This window comes from Tardiphaga sp. OK246 (genome assembly GCF_900188215.1).
Taxonomy (GTDB): domain Bacteria; phylum Pseudomonadota; class Alphaproteobacteria; order Rhizobiales; family Xanthobacteraceae; genus Tardiphaga; species Tardiphaga robiniae.
Genome location: NZ_FZOX01000003.1, coordinates 315436 through 333020 on the forward strand (window position 1 = coordinate 315436; position 17585 = coordinate 333020).

Consider the following 17585-nt stretch of genomic DNA (forward strand, 5'->3'; position numbering starts at 1 on the left):
AAGTGGCAGCAAACGCATCACAAGCTAAGACTGCCCGCGGGCCGGACGCCGCATTCATCCTGAAGAAGGCCGTGATCTCCGCACTGGTCGCGCTGGTGCTGTTCTCGCTGATGATCGGCATCCGCACCGAGGCCGGCTCCGACGGGCAACTGACCTGGTGGACGCGCTTCGGCGATCTCGCCGCCATGGTCGCCGTGGTGTTCGGCGGCAGTATCGTCATGGAGTTGCTGCGCCACTGGTGGGGACCGGTGGACACCGTGCGCGTCGTGCCGCCATCGGCGCAGAAAGTATTTTCCTTCGCCGGCCGTGCGCTGGTGCCGGCGCTGTTGATCTTCACCTTTCTCGTCCCGGTGATCTTCTACGACGAGCGTTACATCCTCGATCTCGGCATTCTCGTGCTGACCTACGTGATGCTTGGCTGGGGTCTGAATGTGGTGGTCGGCCTCGCCGGTCTTCTCGATCTCGGCTATGTCGCCTTCTATGCCGTCGGCGCCTATTCCTACGCGCTGCTGGCCACCAATTTCGGCCTGTCGTTCTGGATCTGCCTGCCACTCGCCGGTATCCTCGCGGCGTTCTTCGGTGTGCTGCTCGGCTTTCCAGTCCTGCGGCTGCGCGGCGACTACCTCGCCATCGTTACACTGGCCTTTGGCGAGATCATCCGCCTCGTCATCATCAACTGGCAGACTCTCACCGGTGGTCCCAACGGCATCTCCGGCATTCCGCGTCCAACCATGTTCGGCATTCCGCTGACGCCGGGCGATGGCGGCCTCGCTGACCACCTTGGCATCGAGTTCTCGCCGACCCACCGCATCGTCTTCCTGTTCTATCTGATCCTCGCGCTCGCACTGCTCACCAACTGGGTCACCATCCGCCTGCGCCGCCTACCCATTGGCCGGGCCTGGGAGGCGCTGCGCGAAGACGAAGTCGCCTGCCGCGCGCTCGGCATCAATACGACGACGACGAAGCTCACCGCCTTCGCCACCGGCGCCATGTTCGGCGGCTTCGCCGGCGCGTTCTTTGCGACCCGTCAGGGTTTCATCAGCCCGGAATCCTTCACTTTCCACGAATCCGCACTGGTGCTGGCCATCGTCGTGCTCGGCGGCATGGGCTCACAACTCGGCGTGGCCCTCGCAGCGCTCGCGATGATCGGCGGCTTCGAACTGTTCAGAGGCCTTGAGCAATTCCGCATGCTGGTGTTCGGCGGCGCCATGGTGCTGCTAATGATCTGGCGCCCGCGCGGCCTGATCGGCCACCGCGCGCCAACCGTCTTTCTCGAACGCAACACGGTGATCTCGTCCGACCTCGTCAAAGAGGGGCACGGATGAACATCAACGACATCCTCAGCGTCGAGAATCTGACGATGCGGTTCGGCGGCATCGTGGCCGTCAACGATCTCTCCTTCACCGCCGAGCGTGGCAAGATCACAGCGCTGATCGGCCCCAACGGTGCCGGCAAGACCACCGTCTTCAATTGCATCACCGGCTTCTACAAGCCGACATCCGGCACCATCAAGCTGCGCCACAGCGATGGTGAATGGCGGCTGGAGCGGCTGAACGACTTCCGCATCTCGAAGATCGCCAAGGTCGCGCGCACCTTCCAGAATATCCGGCTGTTTCCCGGCATGACCGCGCTGGAAAACCTGATGGTGGCGCAGCACAACACGCTGATGCGCGCTTCGGGCTTCACTCTTCTCGGCCTGTTCGGCGTGCCCAGCTATCGCGCCGCCGAGAAGGCTGCGATCGACCTCGCGCGCTACTGGCTCGATCAGATCGGCCTGCTGGAGCGCGCCGACGATGCCGCCGGCAACCTGCCTTATGGCGACCAGCGCCGCCTCGAAATCGCGCGTGCGATGTGTACCGAACCCGCACTGCTCTGCCTCGATGAACCCGCCGCCGGCCTCAATGCCCGCGAGAGCGCGGCACTCAATGAGCTATTGCTCAAGATCCGCGCCGAACATGGCACATCGATCCTGCTCATCGAGCATGACATGTCCGTCGTGATGCAAATCTCCGACCATATCAACGTGCTCGATTACGGTGTGAAGATCGCCGACGGAACGCCGCAGCAGATCCGCGACAATCCCAAAGTCATCGCCGCCTATCTCGGCGCGGATGAAGAGGAAGCCATTGCGGTGATGGAGGGCGAGACGTGAGCGCTGCCCCCATGCTCGCCATCGCCGGCCTGCACGCATCCTATGGCAAGATCGAAGCGCTGAAAGGTGTCGATCTCGATATCAAGCACGGCGAGATCGTTGCACTGATCGGCGCCAACGGCGCCGGCAAGTCGACGCTGATGATGACCATCTTCGGCAAGCCGCGGGCGCGCTCGGGCGTGATCACCTATCACGGGACGGACATTACCGACCTACCGACCCACGAGATCGCGCGGATGCGCATCGCGCAGTCGCCGGAAGGCCGCCGGATTTTCCCGCGTATGAGCGTGGCGGAAAATCTGCAGATGGGCGCCGACGTCAATGAGAGCAGTCCTGCCGAGCGCGCCGTCAGCCTCGACAAGGTGTTGACGCTGTTTCCGCGCCTCAAGGAGCGCATGACCCAGCGCGGCGGCACGCTGTCCGGCGGCGAGCAGCAGATGCTGGCCATCGGCCGCGCACTGATGAGCCGCCCGCGCCTGCTGCTGCTCGACGAGCCGTCGCTGGGTCTGGCACCGCTGATCGCCAAGCAGATTTTCGATGCGATCCGCGTGCTCAACAAGCAGGACGGCCTGACCGTGCTGATCGTCGAACAGAACGCCAATCACGCGCTGCGTCTGGCCCATCGCGGCTACGTCATGGTCAACGGGTTGATCACCCTGTCAGGCACCGGCGCCGAATTGCTGAAGGCCCCGGAAATCCGCTCCGCCTATCTCGAAGGCGGCCGGCACGGCTGACGGATCGATATGCTTCATCGCATGACGATCGAACACGCACAGCGATGCAAACAATCGACACTATTTTGAAGGTAGAATGATGCGCCAATCGCGATTCCGTCACGGCGTCGCGTTTGTCTGCATTCGAACGGAACACGGGGACTTCCTATGAAATTCATCAAACTCATCGGCCTGACGGCGGGTGCTTCGATTGCGCTGGCGTCCGTTGCACTGGCACAGGATATTCCTGTCGCCGTCGCATCATCGATGACCGGCAGCGAATCGGCGTTCGGCCGGCAGTTCAAGAATGGCGCCGAACTCGCCGTCGCCGATATCAACGCCGCCGGCGGTCTGTTGAACAAGAAGCTGGCGCTACAGGTCGGCGATGACGCGTGCGATCCCAAGCAGGCGCGCTCGATTGCCGAGAAATTTGCCAGCGCGCGCATTCCGTTCGTCGCCGGTCACTATTGTTCGTCGTCGTCGATCCCGGCATCGGAGGCCTATGCCGACGGCAATGTGCTGCAGATCTCGCCGGGCTCGACCAATCCGCTGTTCACCGAACGCAAGCTCGCCAATGTGCTACGCGTCTGCGGCCGCGACGACCAGCAGGGTTTTGTCGCCGGCGAGTACATTGCCAAGAACTACAAGGGCAAGAATATCGCGATCCTGAACGACAAGACGACCTATGGAAAAGGCCTCGCCGACGAGACCAGGAAGGCGCTGAACAAGGCCGGCGTTACCGAGAAGATGTTCGAGAGCTACAACAAGGGCGACAAGGATTTTAATGCTATCGTCTCGCGCCTGAAGCGCGACAATATCGATCTGGTTTACGTGGGCGGCTATCACCAGGAAGCCGGCCTCATCGTGCGCCAGATGCGCGATCAGGGCCTCAAGACGGTGCTGATGGCGGGCGACGCCATCAACGACAAGGAGTTCGCCTCGATCACCGGCCCGGCTGCGGAAGGCACGCTGTTCACCTTCGGCCCCGACCCGCGCAACAAGCCGACCGCCAAGGCGATCGTCGACCGCTTCAAGGCCAAGAACATCGATCCCGAGGGCTACACGCTCTACACCTATGCGGCGTTCCAGGTCTGGTCGCAGGCCGTCGCCAAGGCCGGCACCACAGACACCAAGAAGGTGATGGACACGATCAAGGCCGGCGAATGGGACACCGTACTCGGCAAGCTGGCGTTCGACGCCAAGGGCGACATCAAGGCGATCGACTATGTCGTCTACAAGTGGGACGCCAAGGGCGACTACGCCGAACTGAAGCAATAAGCCTGCAGGCCGCACCTCTCTGCGCACAGCCAGAGGTGCGGCTCGGCTCGCGAAAGCGCTTGCGACGACCTGCCGCAGTCGGAGTCACAGGCAGGCTGTCTGCGGCCGAAAATTGCCGATGACTCGGCATCAAAATAAGTTGAGAATGATCCTATCGTTCGGGCGGCCGATTGCGTTTGTGGCCGAAAACTCTTTGCGAGGATCATCCCCATGAAACCATTGAATGTAATCGGCCTGGCCTTTGCCGCGTCGCTGCTCTCAACCGCAGCTTTTGCGCAGGACATCAACGTCGCGGTCGCCGGCCCGATGACGGGCGGCGAATCGGCCTTCGGCCGCCAGATGAAGAACGGCGCCGACCAGGCTGTGGCCGATCTCAACGCCGCTGGCGGCGTGCTCGGCAAGAAGCTGGCGCTACAGGTTGGTGACGATGCCTGCGATCCCAAACAGGCGCGCTCGATCGCCGAAAAGTTCGCGAGCTCCAAGGTGCCGTTCGTCGCCGGCCACTTCTGCTCGTCATCGTCGATCCCGGCCTCCGAAGCCTATGCCGATGGCAATGTGCTGCAGATCACGCCGGCTTCGACCAACCCGCTGTTCACCGAACGCAAGCTCGCCAATGTGCTGCGCGTCTGCGGCCGTGACGACCAGCAGGGCCTCGTTGCCGCCGATTACATTGCCAAGAACTTCAAGGGCAAGAACGTCGCGATCCTCAACGACAAGACCACTTACGGGAAGGGTCTCGCCGACGAGACCAAGAAGGCACTCAACAAGGCCGGCTTCACCGAAAAGATGTTCGAGAGCTACAACAAGGGCGACAAGGACTTCAACTCGATCGTCTCGCGCCTGAAGCGCGACAATATCGATCTGGTTTATGTCGGCGGCTATCACCAGGAAGCCGGTCTCATTCTGCGCCAGATGCGCGACCAGGGCCTTAAGACCATATTGATGGCCGGCGACGCCATGAACGACAAGGAATTCGCCTCCATCACAGGCCCCGCGGCAGAAGGCACGCTGTTCACCTTCGGCCCGGACCCGCGCAACAAGCCGACCGCGAAGGCGATCGTCGAGAAGTTCAAGGCCAAGAACATCGATCCCGAAGGCTACACGCTCTACACCTATGCAGCGTTCCAGGTCTGGTCGCAGGCCGTTGCCAAGGCCGGCTCCACCGACACCAAGAAGGTGATGGATGTGATCAAGGCCGGCGAATGGGACACCGTGCTCGGCAAGATGGCGTTTGACGCCAAGGGCGACATCAAGGCGATCGACTACGTCGTCTATAAGTGGGACGCCAAGGGCAACTACACCCAGATCGACGCGAAGGGAACCTGAGGCGCTTTTCTAACCTCTCCCCGCCTGGCGAAGTGAAGCTTCGCCAGGCGGGGCGAGGTAAAGAAAGCCTCACTCAAAATTCTGCAACACTGGAAACGTTTCCAGCAGCCAGATGCCTGCATTGGACACCATGCTGGCCGGAGTCCGGACTGATCTAGCTGTGCCGCGCAGGACGATCGCGACATCCATCCAGAAACAGCCTGACGGCGGCGGTGACACGCTCGCGCAACTCCTTCTCCGATTTGACGATCTTGCCGCTGAGGACCATGGCTCGCACAGGCCCATCGGCCACCGCGTAGACGAACTGCTCGGCGATGAAGCTGGCATCCCCTGATCGTATCTGTCCGTCGCGCATGGCGTTGGTGAAAATGCCGGCGATCTGCTCTCGCACGTGAAGGCCAGTCCCGTGATAGGCAGACGCCAACTCCGGGAATTGATGTGCTTCGGCCATCACCAGCCGTTCCAGCGCGATGGCCGCCGGCGCGAGTGCACGCTTTGAAAGCTCCAGTCCGAGTTTGACCAAGGTCGCTTCGATCGGACCGTCGCGATTGGAGTCGGTGACCGCCGGCTTGAGAAGATCATTCGTTCCCTTCCGGATCACCGCCGCATACAGCGCCTCCTTGGAGGCAAAGCGGGCATAGAAGGTCTGCTTCGAGATCCGCGCTGTCGCCGCGATCAGATCGACGCTGATCGCCTCGAAACTCGACTCCAGGAAGAGCCCTCTCGCCACCTCGACGATGTGGTCGGTAATGCGCCCGGCCTGTTCCTTCGTCGGCCGCCCGCTGCTTCGTGGCGCGGCTTTGCTCGGCTTGGCCTTGGCAACAGTCATCTTGGCTTTCTCTCCGGGCATTCTCTGCACGCTTCCCGACTGCTTTTACCACCCGGCCCGCGCAATCGATCATTCGATTTCACCGCATATAGGCTTGCGACGGCGCACGGTAGAGTATAAATAGTACGGTATCGTTTGATTAATCTTGTAGAGGTAACGAAAGAGCGGCAGCCCTCGCGGGAATACGGGCTCCAGCGCTTTTCGTGATCCGAGGACCAGATATGAGACAGATGACATTGGTTTCCCGAATAGTCGTGCGTACCGCTCTCGCCATATGCCAGATGGCTCTCGTCAGCCCCGTCGCGGCAGCACCAGCCGATCCGAGCGGCACATGGCTCACAGAAGATGGCCGCGCGCGCATACGCATTGAACGCTGCGGATCGAAGCTGGAGCAGATTTGCGGCTATATCGTCTGGGCCAAAGAGCCCAACGATGCGAACGGGCAACCACTCAAAGACCTGAACAATCCCGACAAGACGAAGCAATCCCGACCCGTTCTCGGTCACCAATTGATCATGGGCCTGAAGCTCAACCCGGCGGGGCGCTTTGAAGGCCAGATCTACAATGCAGAGAACGGCAAATCCTACGAGATCTCGCTGTGGCGTGAGGCGATCGACCTGAAGGTCAAGGGCTGCATGATGTCGATTTTCTGCGCCACGCAGACCTGGACTCAAACCACGAATGCCGTGCCCGGACAGTTGGTGGGCATGACAGGCGATCCGAACGGTCCCAAGGCCGATAAGGAGTGGATGCCGACGGCCCAAGCAAAACCGCCGACCACGACACGCGCCAGCAAATAGCGGCTGCGGAGCTTCCGATACCACGTCGTATCGGTGCGACCGCCTTCATCACATTGACCCAAAATATCTAAACTGGAGCTTGAGATGTACACACTCTCGCGGGTGGATCGTCTGGCGGTCCTCGCGTTCTGCGCTGCCTTGGCGGGATGCGCAAGCATAGCGCCGGTGCCCTATTCAGATGTCGCTTCGTCATCCCAACTGGCACCGAATCCGTCCGATACGTCCGGTCGTATTCCGTATCGTTACTCCACCACAGTGGACTGGCGCTCCTACAACAAGGTGATCATCGAACCGATCGTGATCTACCGGGGTCCGGACCAGCAATTCGGTGACATGACCGAAGAGGACAAGGCATCGCTTGCGCGCACCATGCAGGCGCGTTTCGCGGAGAAGCTGGGCAGCCGCTTCGCGCTCGCAAATCAGCGAGGGCCAAATACACTACGTGTGAGGCTGACGCTGACCGGCGCCGTCAAGACCACGCCGGTGCTCGGCACCCTGTCGCGGATCGACGTTGGGGGCCTCGTCTACAACGGCGTACAGGCGGCCCGCGATGGCGAGGGATCGATGACGGGCTCTGTCATCTATGCCGTCGAGATCTTCGATGCCGCCACTTCCCGCCTGCTTAGCGCGTTCGTCACCAAGCAATATCCGAAGCCGACCAACATCAAGGCAACCGTCGGACCATTGACCGCGGCAGAAACCGGGATCGACCAGGGCGCAGATGCGCTGATCGCACAAATGAGATGATGCCACATCGTATCGGCTTCGTCGCTGTCGCGTGATCAGAACAACGTTGAACGAGCGTACGGTTTCATCTGTTACCGACAAACCGTCGGGTCCCGATAACGACGACACGCCGATGACCAAGAGCCAGCCTCGCAGCCAGGCTCTTGGTCTCGTCACGTTTGGCGCAGATCAATCGCAATCGGCCAAAGACATCAGCTTGAACAGATCAGAAATGATAGTTCACACCGACGGTGATCGTTTGGAATTTCTGGGTGCGATCCGGCAAGTCATCCTTTTTGAGGTTCCTGTAGAGGTCGGTGTAGAGATATTCGACCTTGGCCGACCAGTTCTGCCGAAAAGCCCATTCAACGCCGCCACCAGCGGTCCAGCCGATGCGCATCTTGTCGATCCCTGAGTCCTTCACCTCTCCGAAAGCCATGCCGCCGGTGCCGTAGACGAGCAGATGTGAATCCATGAACGTGACGCCCGCACGACCGCGGCCCGTCCCGTAGAATGGCAAACTCACTTCGTTGATGCCATTGCGGCCCGTCTTGAGGCCCGAAGCCATAAAGTCGTTCTCGATACCGACCACGAACCGCGACGACACCTGATAATTGTAGCCGACCTGAAGGCCGCCAACGACGCCATCGGCCTTGCCGCCGCTCGCTCCCAGATAGCTGTTGAAAGCATCAGTGCCGCTGAAACCGCCGCCCACACTGGCACCGGCATAGAAGCCGGTCCACGAAAAGGCTGGTGGCAGCGCCGGCGCATAAACCGGATCGGCCTTGCGATACGGCAGATCCGCCGCATGCACGGCGCCCGCAGCAATGGTAACCGCCAGGACCAAAGCAGAAGTCGTCTTCCAGTTATTCATCGAGTTTTCGAGGGTCATGGACCCGATCTCCCCACATTGCTGATCACCCAAGCCCGAAAATGACCGCCGGCCATTAATCAAACTATATCGTACTATTAATCTCAGCCGTCTGAGACTGCAAGCCGAAATGCAAGGGATCGGATGATCGAACGCAATTCGGTCGAAGGTCGCGTCGTCGGCCCTGCCGGGCGCCGAGGCCGTCCGATGCATCGTGATGGATGACATTCCGGAGCAGACGAGACGTCGCTTCCCGATCACCGCGCACCCATACGCGACGCATAAGGCTGACGCCGACGGCACGGCCACGCCGAAGCTCGGCACGCTGTCGGCATTCGACATCGGGGATCTGGTCTAGAACGGTGCGCAGAACGCCGTGATGGCGAGGGACCGATGACAGGCTCGGCGATTGATGCGCCTAGCCGAAATTCTGCAGCGCGGGAAACGTCTCAAGCAGCCAGATGCTGGCATTCGACACGGCGCCGGTGAGAAACGCGATGCCGGTGATCACCATCAGCACGCCCATGGCGCGCTCGACATGGACAAGATGCTTCTTCATGCGTGCGAACATGCTGGAGAATTGCTCCACCATGAAGGCCGCGATTAGGAACGGGATGCCGAGGCCGAGGGAATAGACCGCGAGCAATCCCGCGCCCTTGGTCACCGTTGCTTCTGCCGCCGCCACCGACAGGATCGCCGCAAGGATAGGTCCGATGCACGGCGTCCAGCCAAACGCAAAAGCCAGACCCATCACATAGGCGCCCCACAGCCCCACGGGCCTGGGCATGCTCAGGCGTCCCTCGCGCATCAGCAGCCCGATGCGCGTGAGGCCGAGGAAATGCAGGCCCATCAGGATGATCAGGATGCCGGCAACGATTGACAGTTCCGCCGCATAGGAGCGGACTACGCTGCCGACCAGGCTGGCGCTGGCGCCGAGCGCCACGAACACCGTGGAGAAGCCCAGCACAAACATGCCAGCCGAGATCATCACCGCGCGCCTGGAGGCCGCTTCCTGCTCGTCATTGGCGACGTGCTCGATGGTCGCGCCCGTGAGATAGATGAGATAGGGCGGCACCAGCGGCAGCACGCAGGGCGACAGAAACGAGACAATGCCGGCAATCAATGCGGCGGGGATCGTGACATCGGAGATCATGCGGCTAGATGCACTGCTGACATGACGGGATGCAAGCGGGATGGATCAAATGCCCGCCACTTCCGGCTGTTGTGATCATGCGTGATCGGTTGACCGGGCAGCCTTGCTGCGGTCTGGTCGGGCCAAGAGGGAACCGCCATGAAGAACCTGCTCACCGATATCCCCGGCGTTCGCGTCGGCCACGCGGACGACGCCCAACTGGCCTCCGGCGTCACCGCCATCCTGTTCGACGAACCGGCCGTGGCCTCCGTGGACATACGCGGCGGCGGACCGGGTACGCGCGAAAGCGCCCTGCTCGATCCTGTGAACACTGTGGACGCGATCCACGGCCTCGCGCTGGCCGGCGGCTCGGCCTTCGGCCTCGAAGCCGGCGGCGGCGTACAGGCCTGGCTCGCCGAACAGGGCCGCGGCTACCAGATCGGCAATGCCGTTATCCCCATCGTGCCAGGCGCGATCCTGTTCGACCTGCTCAATGGCGGCGACAAGGCCTGGGGCCGCTTCCCGCCCTATCGCGATCTCGGCTACGCCGCCGCGGCGGCCGCCAGCGATGGCTTCAAGCTCGGCAGCGTCGGCGCGGGGCTCGGGGCCACGACAGTCAACTACAAGGGCGGCCTCGGCTCGGCCTCCGCCGTCACGCCATCGGGCGTGCGCGTCGCCGCACTCGCGGCAGTCAATGCGGTCGGCAGCGTCACCATCGGCGATGGCCCACACTTCTGGGCGGCGCCATTCGAAGTCGGCAATGAGTTCGGCGGACACGGCATGCCCGACAAGTTGAAACCCGAGATGCTGGAGATGCGTATCAAAGGCGGTCCGGCGGCAACCTCGATCGAGAACACGACACTCGCCGTCATTGTTACCGATGCAATCCTGACCAAGGCGCAGGCCCGGCGTCTCGCCATGATGGCGCAGACCGGATTTGCGCGCGCGATCTATCCGGTGCATGCGCCGCTCGACGGCGACATCGTGTTTGCGGCCGCGACGGGCGAGAAGCCGATCGATCCGCTGGTGGGCTTGACCGAGCTCGGCATGATCGCGGGCAATATGATCGCCCGCGCCATCGCGCGTGGTGTGTATGAAGCGACAGCACTGCCGTTTCCGGGCGCGCTTCCAGCGTTTCGCGACCGGAACTAGGTCATCGCTGCGCAACCAATCGCTCCGGTAATCGTTTCTACCCAAGAGACATTCGGAGGATTGCGATGCCGTCGACTGCGATTCGACATGTCACTTATGATGCGGTGAGCCGCGAACTACGCATCACCTTCACCAGCGGCCGCCGGTATGCTTATGCGCAGGTGCCGCCGGAAGTTCACGCGGCCTTCAGCAGCGCCGCGTCACGCGGCGCGTTCTTCAATCATCGTATTCGTGATCGCTTCGCCTATCGCGAACTGGCGCGTTCGGGATCGGAACGCAGATCAGGCGCTGATCGCCAGCGTCGACTTCGCGTTTGAGATCTGCTGCGCCTGACGCGCGATCATCTTTTCGATCGCGTTATAGGACGAGCTTGCGGTTGATGACGTGGACGACGTGGGGACGGCCGTGGTCGAACTCACCGTCGATCCGTCCGCATATGCGATAGACGTCGTGGTGCTGCCATCAGCATTTACCGTGGTCGTTGTGGTCGAACCAGCAGTGTCAGAGCCACCACCAGATCCACCGCCCATACCGCCGCCGCCGGCGTGATGTGCCTTGCCGCCATTCAGCGCCGGGCTCAGTTCATCGATATTGACCGAGCCGTCACCGTTCTTGTCGAGTTCGGCGAATACCTTGTCGGCATTGGCAGTGTTGGTGCCGCCGGCGCCGAGCTTCTTCTCGAACTCCGCCTTGCTGATGCCGCCGCTGCCGTCGCTGTCGAGCATCCCCATCAGTCTTTTCAGCGAGTCGGCTCGTTTCGCCTCAGAGGCTGCCGTTGCGGGCTGGCTCTGGGCATCGAGCAGCGTGCTCATGGTGCCCGGGGCCAGCTTGTAGGAACTGTTCGTGCTGCTGGTGGCGGAGGTTGCCGTCGATGACGTGGCGCTCGCCGCCGTCGACGTGCTGGCGACATCGAACGGGCTGGCGGTCTTCTGGGTGACACCGGTCGTGGTGGTCGCGGCCTTCGACTTCGACCTGGTGAGTGCCTGCAGCGCATCGATCGCGGTGGTGGCAGCAGCAAGGGCTGGCAGCATCGTCAAATTCCTGATCATGCCGCAGCGTGCGGCGTGAATTCCCTGGGGAACATGGAGCAAGCCCCATGCCAGCGAAAAAAGTTCGATAAAACAACGGGCTTGGTCGCACGGGCCACGCGCGTTTCCCGGCAAATCGTGCCCTTGCGGCAGAATGTGCCGGGACTATCCTGCTGCAGCGCGTCGATGGCGCGGCCGTGGCTGGCGCGTTGCCCGTCCCCCGGCCCCATGTTACGCGAGGCGGTCCATTCGCCGCCGCCCAAAAACGTTCAGGAAACCCGATGTCCCAGAGCTTCACGCCCCGCCCGCTGGTGATCGCCCCGTCCATCCTGGCGGCTGATTTCGCGAGGCTTGGCGAAGAGGTCCGCGCCGTGGATGCCGCCGGCGCCGACTGGATGCATCTCGACGTGATGGACGGCCATTTCGTGCCGAACATTTCCTACGGCCCCGACGTCATCAAGGCGATGCGCCCGCACACAAAGAAGATCTTCGACGCGCATCTGATGATCGCACCATGCGATCCCTATCTCGAAGCCTTCGCCAAGGCCGGCTGCGATCACATCACCGTCCATGCCGAGGCGGGCCCGCATCTGCATCGCTCGCTGCAGGCGATCCGCGCGCTCGGCAAGAAGGCCGGCGTCTCGCTCAATCCCGGCACGCCACTCTCGGCCATCGAATATGTGATCGATCTCGTCGATCTCGTGCTGGTGATGTCGGTCAATCCCGGCTTCGGCGGTCAGGCCTTCATTCCGTCCGCGCTCGGCAAGATCTCGGACCTGCGCGCGATGACCGCGGGCCGTCCGATCGACATCGAAGTTGACGGTGGCGTGTCCGCTGCAGTCGCCGGGCAACTCGCCGCAGCGGGGGCCAATGCCTTCGTCGCCGGCTCGGCCGTATTCAAGGGCGGCACGGTGGAGAGCTACAAGGCCAATATCGACGGCATCCGCGCGGCGGCAGCGAATGCGCGCGGCGAGATGGTGTAGTCGCTTCTCCCGATTCAAATTTCAAACAGCCACGCTCTCGCATTCTCGCGGCGCTTGCGCGTCCGAGGTGTGAGCAGTCCCCCTCAAACGATGAGGGGTGGCAGCGCGCCGTGAGGCGCAAGGGGTGGTTTCTGTCGCGATCCGCTCCGCCGGAACGCCGGCAAGCTGCAACCGCGCAACGCCTCACGGCGCGCCACCGCGGCGATTTCTGTCCCCGGGACCGTTCTTCCGGGCAAAGGCGCAGACCTCCGCAGTCCGCTTATCCCGACGGTTTCCCGCCGTTCACCAATGCCACGTCCAGCCAGCATGAGTGGCAGACCCCCGTAGTGGGGCCGGACGGTGACCCAAGGCCTCCCGAGTGCGTGAGGGAACGTCTCCCTCCCGCCCGCAGGCGCCGCGTCCCTGTTCCACCTCAAGACGCCTCTAGAAGCGCCCCTCGCGAACCGGACAATTCGGATAATAATCCTTAAAGGAATGTTGTCAATACCTGCGAAGACCCATATAGCCATGAACTTCGCGGCGCGTGGTGCGACCAACCGGGATGACACAGCATTCAATCGCCGGCTTTCACCGCCTCCTGCTCGTTCCCCTGCTCTCGCTCGCCTTGCTCGGCACGGCGCAGGCCGGTGATGCCGCCGCGCGCAAAGTGATCGGCTTCTCGCCGGACAGCGCGCATTTCGCCTTCGAGCACTATACGCAGCTCTATGATGCGACCGAGATCGTCGCCGAGATCCAGGTGATCGACACGCGCACCGACGACTTTGCGAAGGGCACGCCCTTCTCCATCCGTACTAAGGACGATGACGAGCGCGAGGTCGATGCCGTGCGCGCCGAGCTGATGGCCAAGGCCAAGCCGCTGCTGGGCAAGCTTGGTATTACCGAGCCCGGCACGCGCTTCGCTGGTAAGCCCTCGATGAATCTCGACGAGATCGGCATCTATCAGATGGACCCGCAGCCGCTGGCGACCCGGCAGGACATCACGCTGCGCGATGGCCGCAAGCTGACACTGACGCTCTCCGATCAGGCCCTCGGCAAGGCGTCATGTTACGGCGCCGGCGGCCGCGGCACCTTTGGCAGCGTCATCGTCACCGGCATGACACTGCAACTGAGCATCGATGGCACCGCGCCCATCACGCTGCAGCAGGACAAGCAACTGCCGAAACGCCGGCGCTGCGTGACCGCCTACGGAATTGCCGATGTCTATCATCACCACGCCAAAGACGGCACGCAGACGCTGGCGGTGCTGGTGGAGACCGTGGACGCCCATCAATTCCATGCAGGGCCTAACCGACGGTTCATGGCGGTGACAACGAGGTTGGCGCCGCGATAGCGGAAATGCCGTCGGCCGTCGGCATTATCAGAGACCTCTTCGCTGTAACCGCGGCCAGACCAATGGACATCGAAGTCTATGGCGGTGCGTCGGCAACCGTGGCCAGACAGCTTGTGGCGCCGGCGCGAATGCGTTCGTCGCGGGCTCCGCCGTATTCAAAGGCGGTACGATGGAGAGCTAAAAGGCGAATATTGATGCGATACGAAGCGAAGCGCTGAAGGCGCGTGGGGAGATCGTGTGAGAACCACGTCCGCTTAAATTTCAGTGTGATATCCAAGTTCGCCGCGAGAGTATGAATTTTGCAGCGCCCTCCAAGTGAGCGTCTGTCCACTTACATTCGACGCGCTCACAATCTGAGAAGAGCTCACGATCAATAACGCTCGTGTCCGAACGGGGGGTCTTTCGTTGAGCTTCGACGTAAGCCCTTCGAACGTGCCAAGCCAATAGGTCCGCCGCCTGCAATGGCAACACGTCCTCATCTTTGCGAAAAATAGGAGCTCCGCCGAGATAAGGCCTGAAATGCGGTGGCGCCGTTCTTACAAAATCAGCGTACGTCGACTGAATCTCTGCAATCGGCTCGGCGTCTTCGGAATCAAATACGAAATCAATCTTGGTATTCATGCCTTTGAAATGGGCATACTTGACCAAGGTGGCCATCAAATTATGAACAGCGAAGTAGTAAGGGCGATCATGATAGCCCCTATCTAACTTGCCTTTGAAATGCTTACGCCAAGACTCTACCGGCACGACAATATTTATTGATCCCAGAACATGTCGATTGATGACAGTCGCCAACACCTTCAATTTTTGATCACGTTCGTCGGCGCTCCAACCCTTGAAAGCCTTGTCACAGGCCATCAGATGCGACGCCTTGATCACCTGAGCAGACCGCGGAGTTTCTAAGGCAACCCGCCAATCTCGCGAAAATGTCTCCCACGAATTAACAGGCGCGAAATAGCCAGCCATGACATAAACTGGCTGCTGCCCCATATTCCCGCTCGCATCAATATGGGCCAGCATTCAACCGATCTCCTTACTTAAAAACGCCGGAACGCGGGACGTTCGGAGGCTGAGACCGTTTTCTTCAACAGCCGGTAGATTGCGTTCGGCTCAATAACTAGCAGGTATTTCAGGCGTTATCCGAGTACTTGTGCTCCTTCCCGGTTTCCTCTCCCGGTCCCATCTGCTAAACCGCGGCCGAAATCCCTCATACGTCCGAGTTGCCCATGATCCCTCGCTATACCCGTCCGGAAATGGCCTCCATTTGGGAGCCGCAGACCCGCTTCAAGATCTGGTTCGAGATCGAGGCGCATGCCGCCGATGCGCTGGCGGAACTGGGCACCATTCCGAAGGATGCAGCGAAGACGATCTGGGCCAAGGCCAAGGATGCCACCTTCAATGTGGAGCGCATCGACGAGATCGAGCGCGAGACCAAGCATGACGTCATCGCCTTCCTGACCCACCTCGCCGAGATCGTCGGCCCGGAAGCGCGCTTCGTGCATCAGGGCATGACCTCGTCGGATGTGCTCGACACCTGCCTCAATGTGCAGCTCACGCGCTGCGCCGATATCCTGATCGCCGATATCGACCGCCTGCTCGCGGCGCTGAAGACCCGCGCCTTCGAGCACAAGATGACGCCGACCATCGGCCGATCCCATGGCATCCATGCCGAGCCGGTCACTTTCGGTCTCAAGCTCGCTTATGCCTATGCCGAATTCACCCGTAACCGCGAGCGCCTCGTCGCCGCGCGCAAGGAAGTCGCCACCTGCGCGATCTCCGGCGCCGTCGGCACCTTCGCGCAGATCGATCCGCGCGTCGAAGAGCATGTCGCGAAAGCGATGGGCCTCGTGCCGGAGCCGATCTCGACCCAGGTGATCCCGCGCGATCGCCATGCGATGTTCTTCGCCACGCTCGGCGTCATCGCCTCGTCCATGGAACGCCTCGCCGTCGAAATCCGCCACATGCAGCGCACCGAGGTGCTGGAAGCCGAGGAGTTCTTCTCCGAGGGCCAGAAGGGCTCGTCGGCGATGCCGCACAAGCGCAACCCGGTGCTCACCGAGAACATCACCGGTCTCGCCCGCATGGTGCGCGCCTATGTGACGCCGGCGCTGGAAAACGTCGTGCTGTGGCACGAGCGCGATATCTCGCACTCCTCGGCCGAGCGCATGTTCGGCCCCGACGCCACGGTGACGCTCGACTTCGCGCTCAACCGCATGGCCGGCGTGATCGAGAAGCTGCTGGTCTATCCCGCCAACATGCAGAAGAATCTCGACCGCCTCGGCGGCCTCGTGCATTCGCAGCGCGTGCTGATCGCCTTGACGCAGAAGGGCGCATCGCGCGAGGACAGCTACAAGCTGGTGCAGCGCAACGCCATGCCGGTGTGGCGCGGCGAAGGCGACTTCCAGACACTGCTGAAGAACGATCCCGAGGTGAAGAAATATCTCACCGACGACGAGATCTCCGAGAAGTTCGACCTCGGCTATCACCTCAAGCATGTGGACACGATCTTCAAGCGCGTGTTCGGTACCTCATCCTGAGGAGCGACGTCTTCGTCGCGTCTCGAAGGATGAGCGCCACACGCCATGGTTCGAGACGGCGCCGAAGCGGCGCCTCCTCACCATGAGGACGGAGTCCACTGGCTACATCGTCGCCGTATGTCTGCGGCGCGGTCATCACTTCAGCAAGACGCCAAGCCTGAGCATTCGCCTGCTCGCGGGTCTCGGCGTCGAAGGCGACGGCCATATGGGCGCGACGGTGAAGCACCGTTACGACCGTCGCCGCGATCCCGGCAAGCCGAACCTGCGCCAGGTGCATCTGATCCCGTGCGAGCTGTTCGACGAATTGCGCGCCAAGGGCTTCACGATCCAGCCCGGCGATCTCGGCGAGAATGTCACCACATCGGATATCGACCTCGCCGCACTGCCGACCGGCACGCGGCTGCATCTCGGCGCGAGTGCCGTGATCGAACTCACCGGGCTGCGCGAGCCGTGCGTGCTGATGGATCGCTTTCAGCAGGGATTGAAGGCCGCGACGCAAGATCGCGATGCTGATGGCCACGTGATCTGCAAGGCCGGAGTGATGGCGATCGTGGTGTCGAATGGCGAGGTTGCGGCCGGCGATGCGATAGACGTTGAGCTGCCGGAAGGTCAGCGACGGCCGTTGGAGCCGGTGTAGCCAACCGCAAGCGCCCGTGTGCTCCTTCTCCCCGTTCTGCACGGGGAGAAGGTTGGGATGAGGGGCGAGGCAATGGCCTCTCCCACGCGGT

At 61.8% G+C, this 17585-nt stretch carries 19 protein-coding genes and 1 pseudogene; 15 read left to right on the top strand and 5 right to left on the bottom strand.

Annotated features, from left to right (window positions below):
• The first annotated feature begins 2 nt into the window (after nt 1-2).
• The 5 genes from livM (at nt 3) to CHC01_RS14560 (ending at nt 5469) form a co-directional block, all read left to right on the top strand.
• Nucleotides 3-1325: a high-affinity branched-chain amino acid ABC transporter permease LivM gene (gene livM, locus CHC01_RS14540; RefSeq protein ID WP_089264996.1), complete on the top strand. Its 1323-nt coding sequence runs from the start codon at nt 3-5 to the stop codon at nt 1323-1325.
• On the top strand, nt 1322-2152 hold the full coding sequence (locus tag CHC01_RS14545) for an ABC transporter ATP-binding protein (RefSeq protein WP_089264997.1): 831 nt from the start codon (nt 1322-1324) through the stop codon (nt 2150-2152). The genes livM and CHC01_RS14545 overlap by 4 nt, the downstream gene beginning before the upstream one ends.
• Before the next feature lie 11 nt (nt 2153-2163).
• A complete protein-coding gene (locus CHC01_RS14550; protein WP_089264998.1) occupies nt 2164-2886 on the top strand; it encodes an ABC transporter ATP-binding protein in 723 nt (240 codons plus the stop codon).
• 147 nt (nt 2887-3033) lie between these two features.
• Nucleotides 3034-4143 (top strand): branched-chain amino acid ABC transporter substrate-binding protein, encoded by a 1110-nt coding sequence (locus CHC01_RS14555; RefSeq protein ID WP_089264999.1) that lies wholly within the window; start codon nt 3034-3036, stop codon nt 4141-4143.
• 210 nt (nt 4144-4353) lie between these two features.
• A complete protein-coding gene (locus tag CHC01_RS14560) occupies nt 4354-5469 on the top strand; it encodes a branched-chain amino acid ABC transporter substrate-binding protein (RefSeq protein WP_089265000.1) in 1116 nt (371 codons plus the stop codon).
• Between the two features lie 154 nt (nt 5470-5623).
• On the opposite strand, the gene CHC01_RS14565 is transcribed toward CHC01_RS14560, so the two are convergent.
• Nucleotides 5624-6298, bottom strand: a complete 675-nt coding sequence (locus CHC01_RS14565; protein ID WP_068736006.1) for a TetR/AcrR family transcriptional regulator — start codon at nt 6296-6298, stop codon at nt 5624-5626.
• 230 nt (nt 6299-6528) lie between these two features.
• Between CHC01_RS14565 and CHC01_RS14570 the strand changes: the two genes are divergently transcribed.
• Together CHC01_RS14570 and CHC01_RS14575 are read left to right on the top strand one after the other, a co-directional pair.
• Nucleotides 6529-7098, top strand: a complete 570-nt coding sequence (locus tag CHC01_RS14570; protein ID WP_089265001.1) for a DUF2147 domain-containing protein — start codon at nt 6529-6531, stop codon at nt 7096-7098.
• Between the two features lie 84 nt (nt 7099-7182).
• Nucleotides 7183-7845: a DUF3313 domain-containing protein gene (locus tag CHC01_RS14575; RefSeq protein WP_089265002.1), complete on the top strand. Its 663-nt coding sequence runs from the start codon at nt 7183-7185 to the stop codon at nt 7843-7845.
• A 205-nt stretch (nt 7846-8050) separates the two neighbouring features.
• On the opposite strand, the gene CHC01_RS14580 is transcribed toward CHC01_RS14575, so the two are convergent.
• Nucleotides 8051-8716 carry an outer membrane protein gene (locus tag CHC01_RS14580; RefSeq protein WP_244558365.1) on the bottom strand — a complete coding sequence of 222 codons (666 nt, stop codon included), beginning with the start codon at nt 8714-8716 and terminating at the stop codon, nt 8051-8053.
• Between the two features lie 196 nt (nt 8717-8912).
• Between CHC01_RS14580 and CHC01_RS32580 the strand changes: the two genes are divergently transcribed.
• On the top strand, nt 8913-9053 hold the full coding sequence (locus tag CHC01_RS32580) for a hypothetical protein (RefSeq protein ID WP_176454597.1): 141 nt from the start codon (nt 8913-8915) through the stop codon (nt 9051-9053).
• 60 nt (nt 9054-9113) lie between these two features.
• On the opposite strand, the gene CHC01_RS14585 is transcribed toward CHC01_RS32580, so the two are convergent.
• On the bottom strand, nt 9114-9848 hold the full coding sequence (locus tag CHC01_RS14585; protein WP_176454598.1) for a cytochrome c biogenesis CcdA family protein: 735 nt from the start codon (nt 9846-9848) through the stop codon (nt 9114-9116).
• Nucleotides 9849-9986: 138 nt separating this feature from the next.
• Here CHC01_RS14585 and CHC01_RS14590 point away from each other — a divergent pair, with 138 nt between their 5' ends.
• Both CHC01_RS14590 and CHC01_RS14595 read left to right on the top strand, forming a co-directional pair.
• Nucleotides 9987-10979, top strand: coding sequence for a P1 family peptidase (locus CHC01_RS14590; RefSeq protein WP_089265003.1), 993 nt, complete (start codon nt 9987-9989; stop codon nt 10977-10979).
• Between the two features lie 65 nt (nt 10980-11044).
• The gene (locus CHC01_RS14595; RefSeq protein WP_089265004.1) at nt 11045-11296 is read left to right on the top strand and encodes a KTSC domain-containing protein; all 252 of its coding nucleotides are present in this window, start codon (nt 11045-11047) and stop codon (nt 11294-11296) included.
• On the opposite strand, the gene CHC01_RS14600 is transcribed toward CHC01_RS14595, so the two are convergent.
• Nucleotides 11261-12010, bottom strand: a complete 750-nt coding sequence (locus CHC01_RS14600; RefSeq protein ID WP_089265664.1) for an EF-hand domain-containing protein — start codon at nt 12008-12010, stop codon at nt 11261-11263. The two genes, CHC01_RS14595 and CHC01_RS14600, sit on opposite strands and share 36 nt — an antisense overlap.
• Nucleotides 12011-12288: 278 nt before the next feature.
• On the opposite strand from CHC01_RS14600, the gene rpe reads away from it, so the two are divergent.
• From rpe to CHC01_RS33090, 3 genes and pseudogenes are all read left to right on the top strand, one after another.
• The gene (gene rpe / locus CHC01_RS14610; RefSeq protein ID WP_089265006.1) at nt 12289-12990 is read left to right on the top strand and encodes a ribulose-phosphate 3-epimerase; all 702 of its coding nucleotides are present in this window, start codon (nt 12289-12291) and stop codon (nt 12988-12990) included.
• Between the two features lie 541 nt (nt 12991-13531).
• Nucleotides 13532-14320, top strand: a complete 789-nt coding sequence (locus CHC01_RS14615) for a DUF2259 domain-containing protein (RefSeq protein WP_089265007.1) — start codon at nt 13532-13534, stop codon at nt 14318-14320.
• Nucleotides 14320-14501, top strand: a pseudogene (locus CHC01_RS33090) (ribulose-phosphate 3-epimerase); the annotation flags it as partial. The gene CHC01_RS14615 and the pseudogene CHC01_RS33090, both read left to right, overlap by 1 nt.
• An 80-nt stretch (nt 14502-14581) precedes the next feature.
• Here CHC01_RS33090 and CHC01_RS14620 read toward each other — a convergent pair.
• A complete protein-coding gene (locus tag CHC01_RS14620; protein WP_089265008.1) occupies nt 14582-15340 on the bottom strand; it encodes a DUF3800 domain-containing protein in 759 nt (252 codons plus the stop codon).
• Nucleotides 15341-15546: 206 nt separating this feature from the next.
• Here CHC01_RS14620 and purB point away from each other — a divergent pair, with 206 nt between their 5' ends.
• Entirely contained in the window at nt 15547-16857 is a 1311-nt protein-coding gene (gene purB / locus CHC01_RS14625; protein WP_089265009.1) for an adenylosuccinate lyase, read from the top strand.
• 82 nt (nt 16858-16939) lie between these two features.
• A complete protein-coding gene (locus CHC01_RS14630) occupies nt 16940-17494 on the top strand; it encodes an MOSC domain-containing protein (RefSeq protein ID WP_089265010.1) in 555 nt (184 codons plus the stop codon).
• Nucleotides 17495-17585 lie beyond the last annotated feature (91 nt).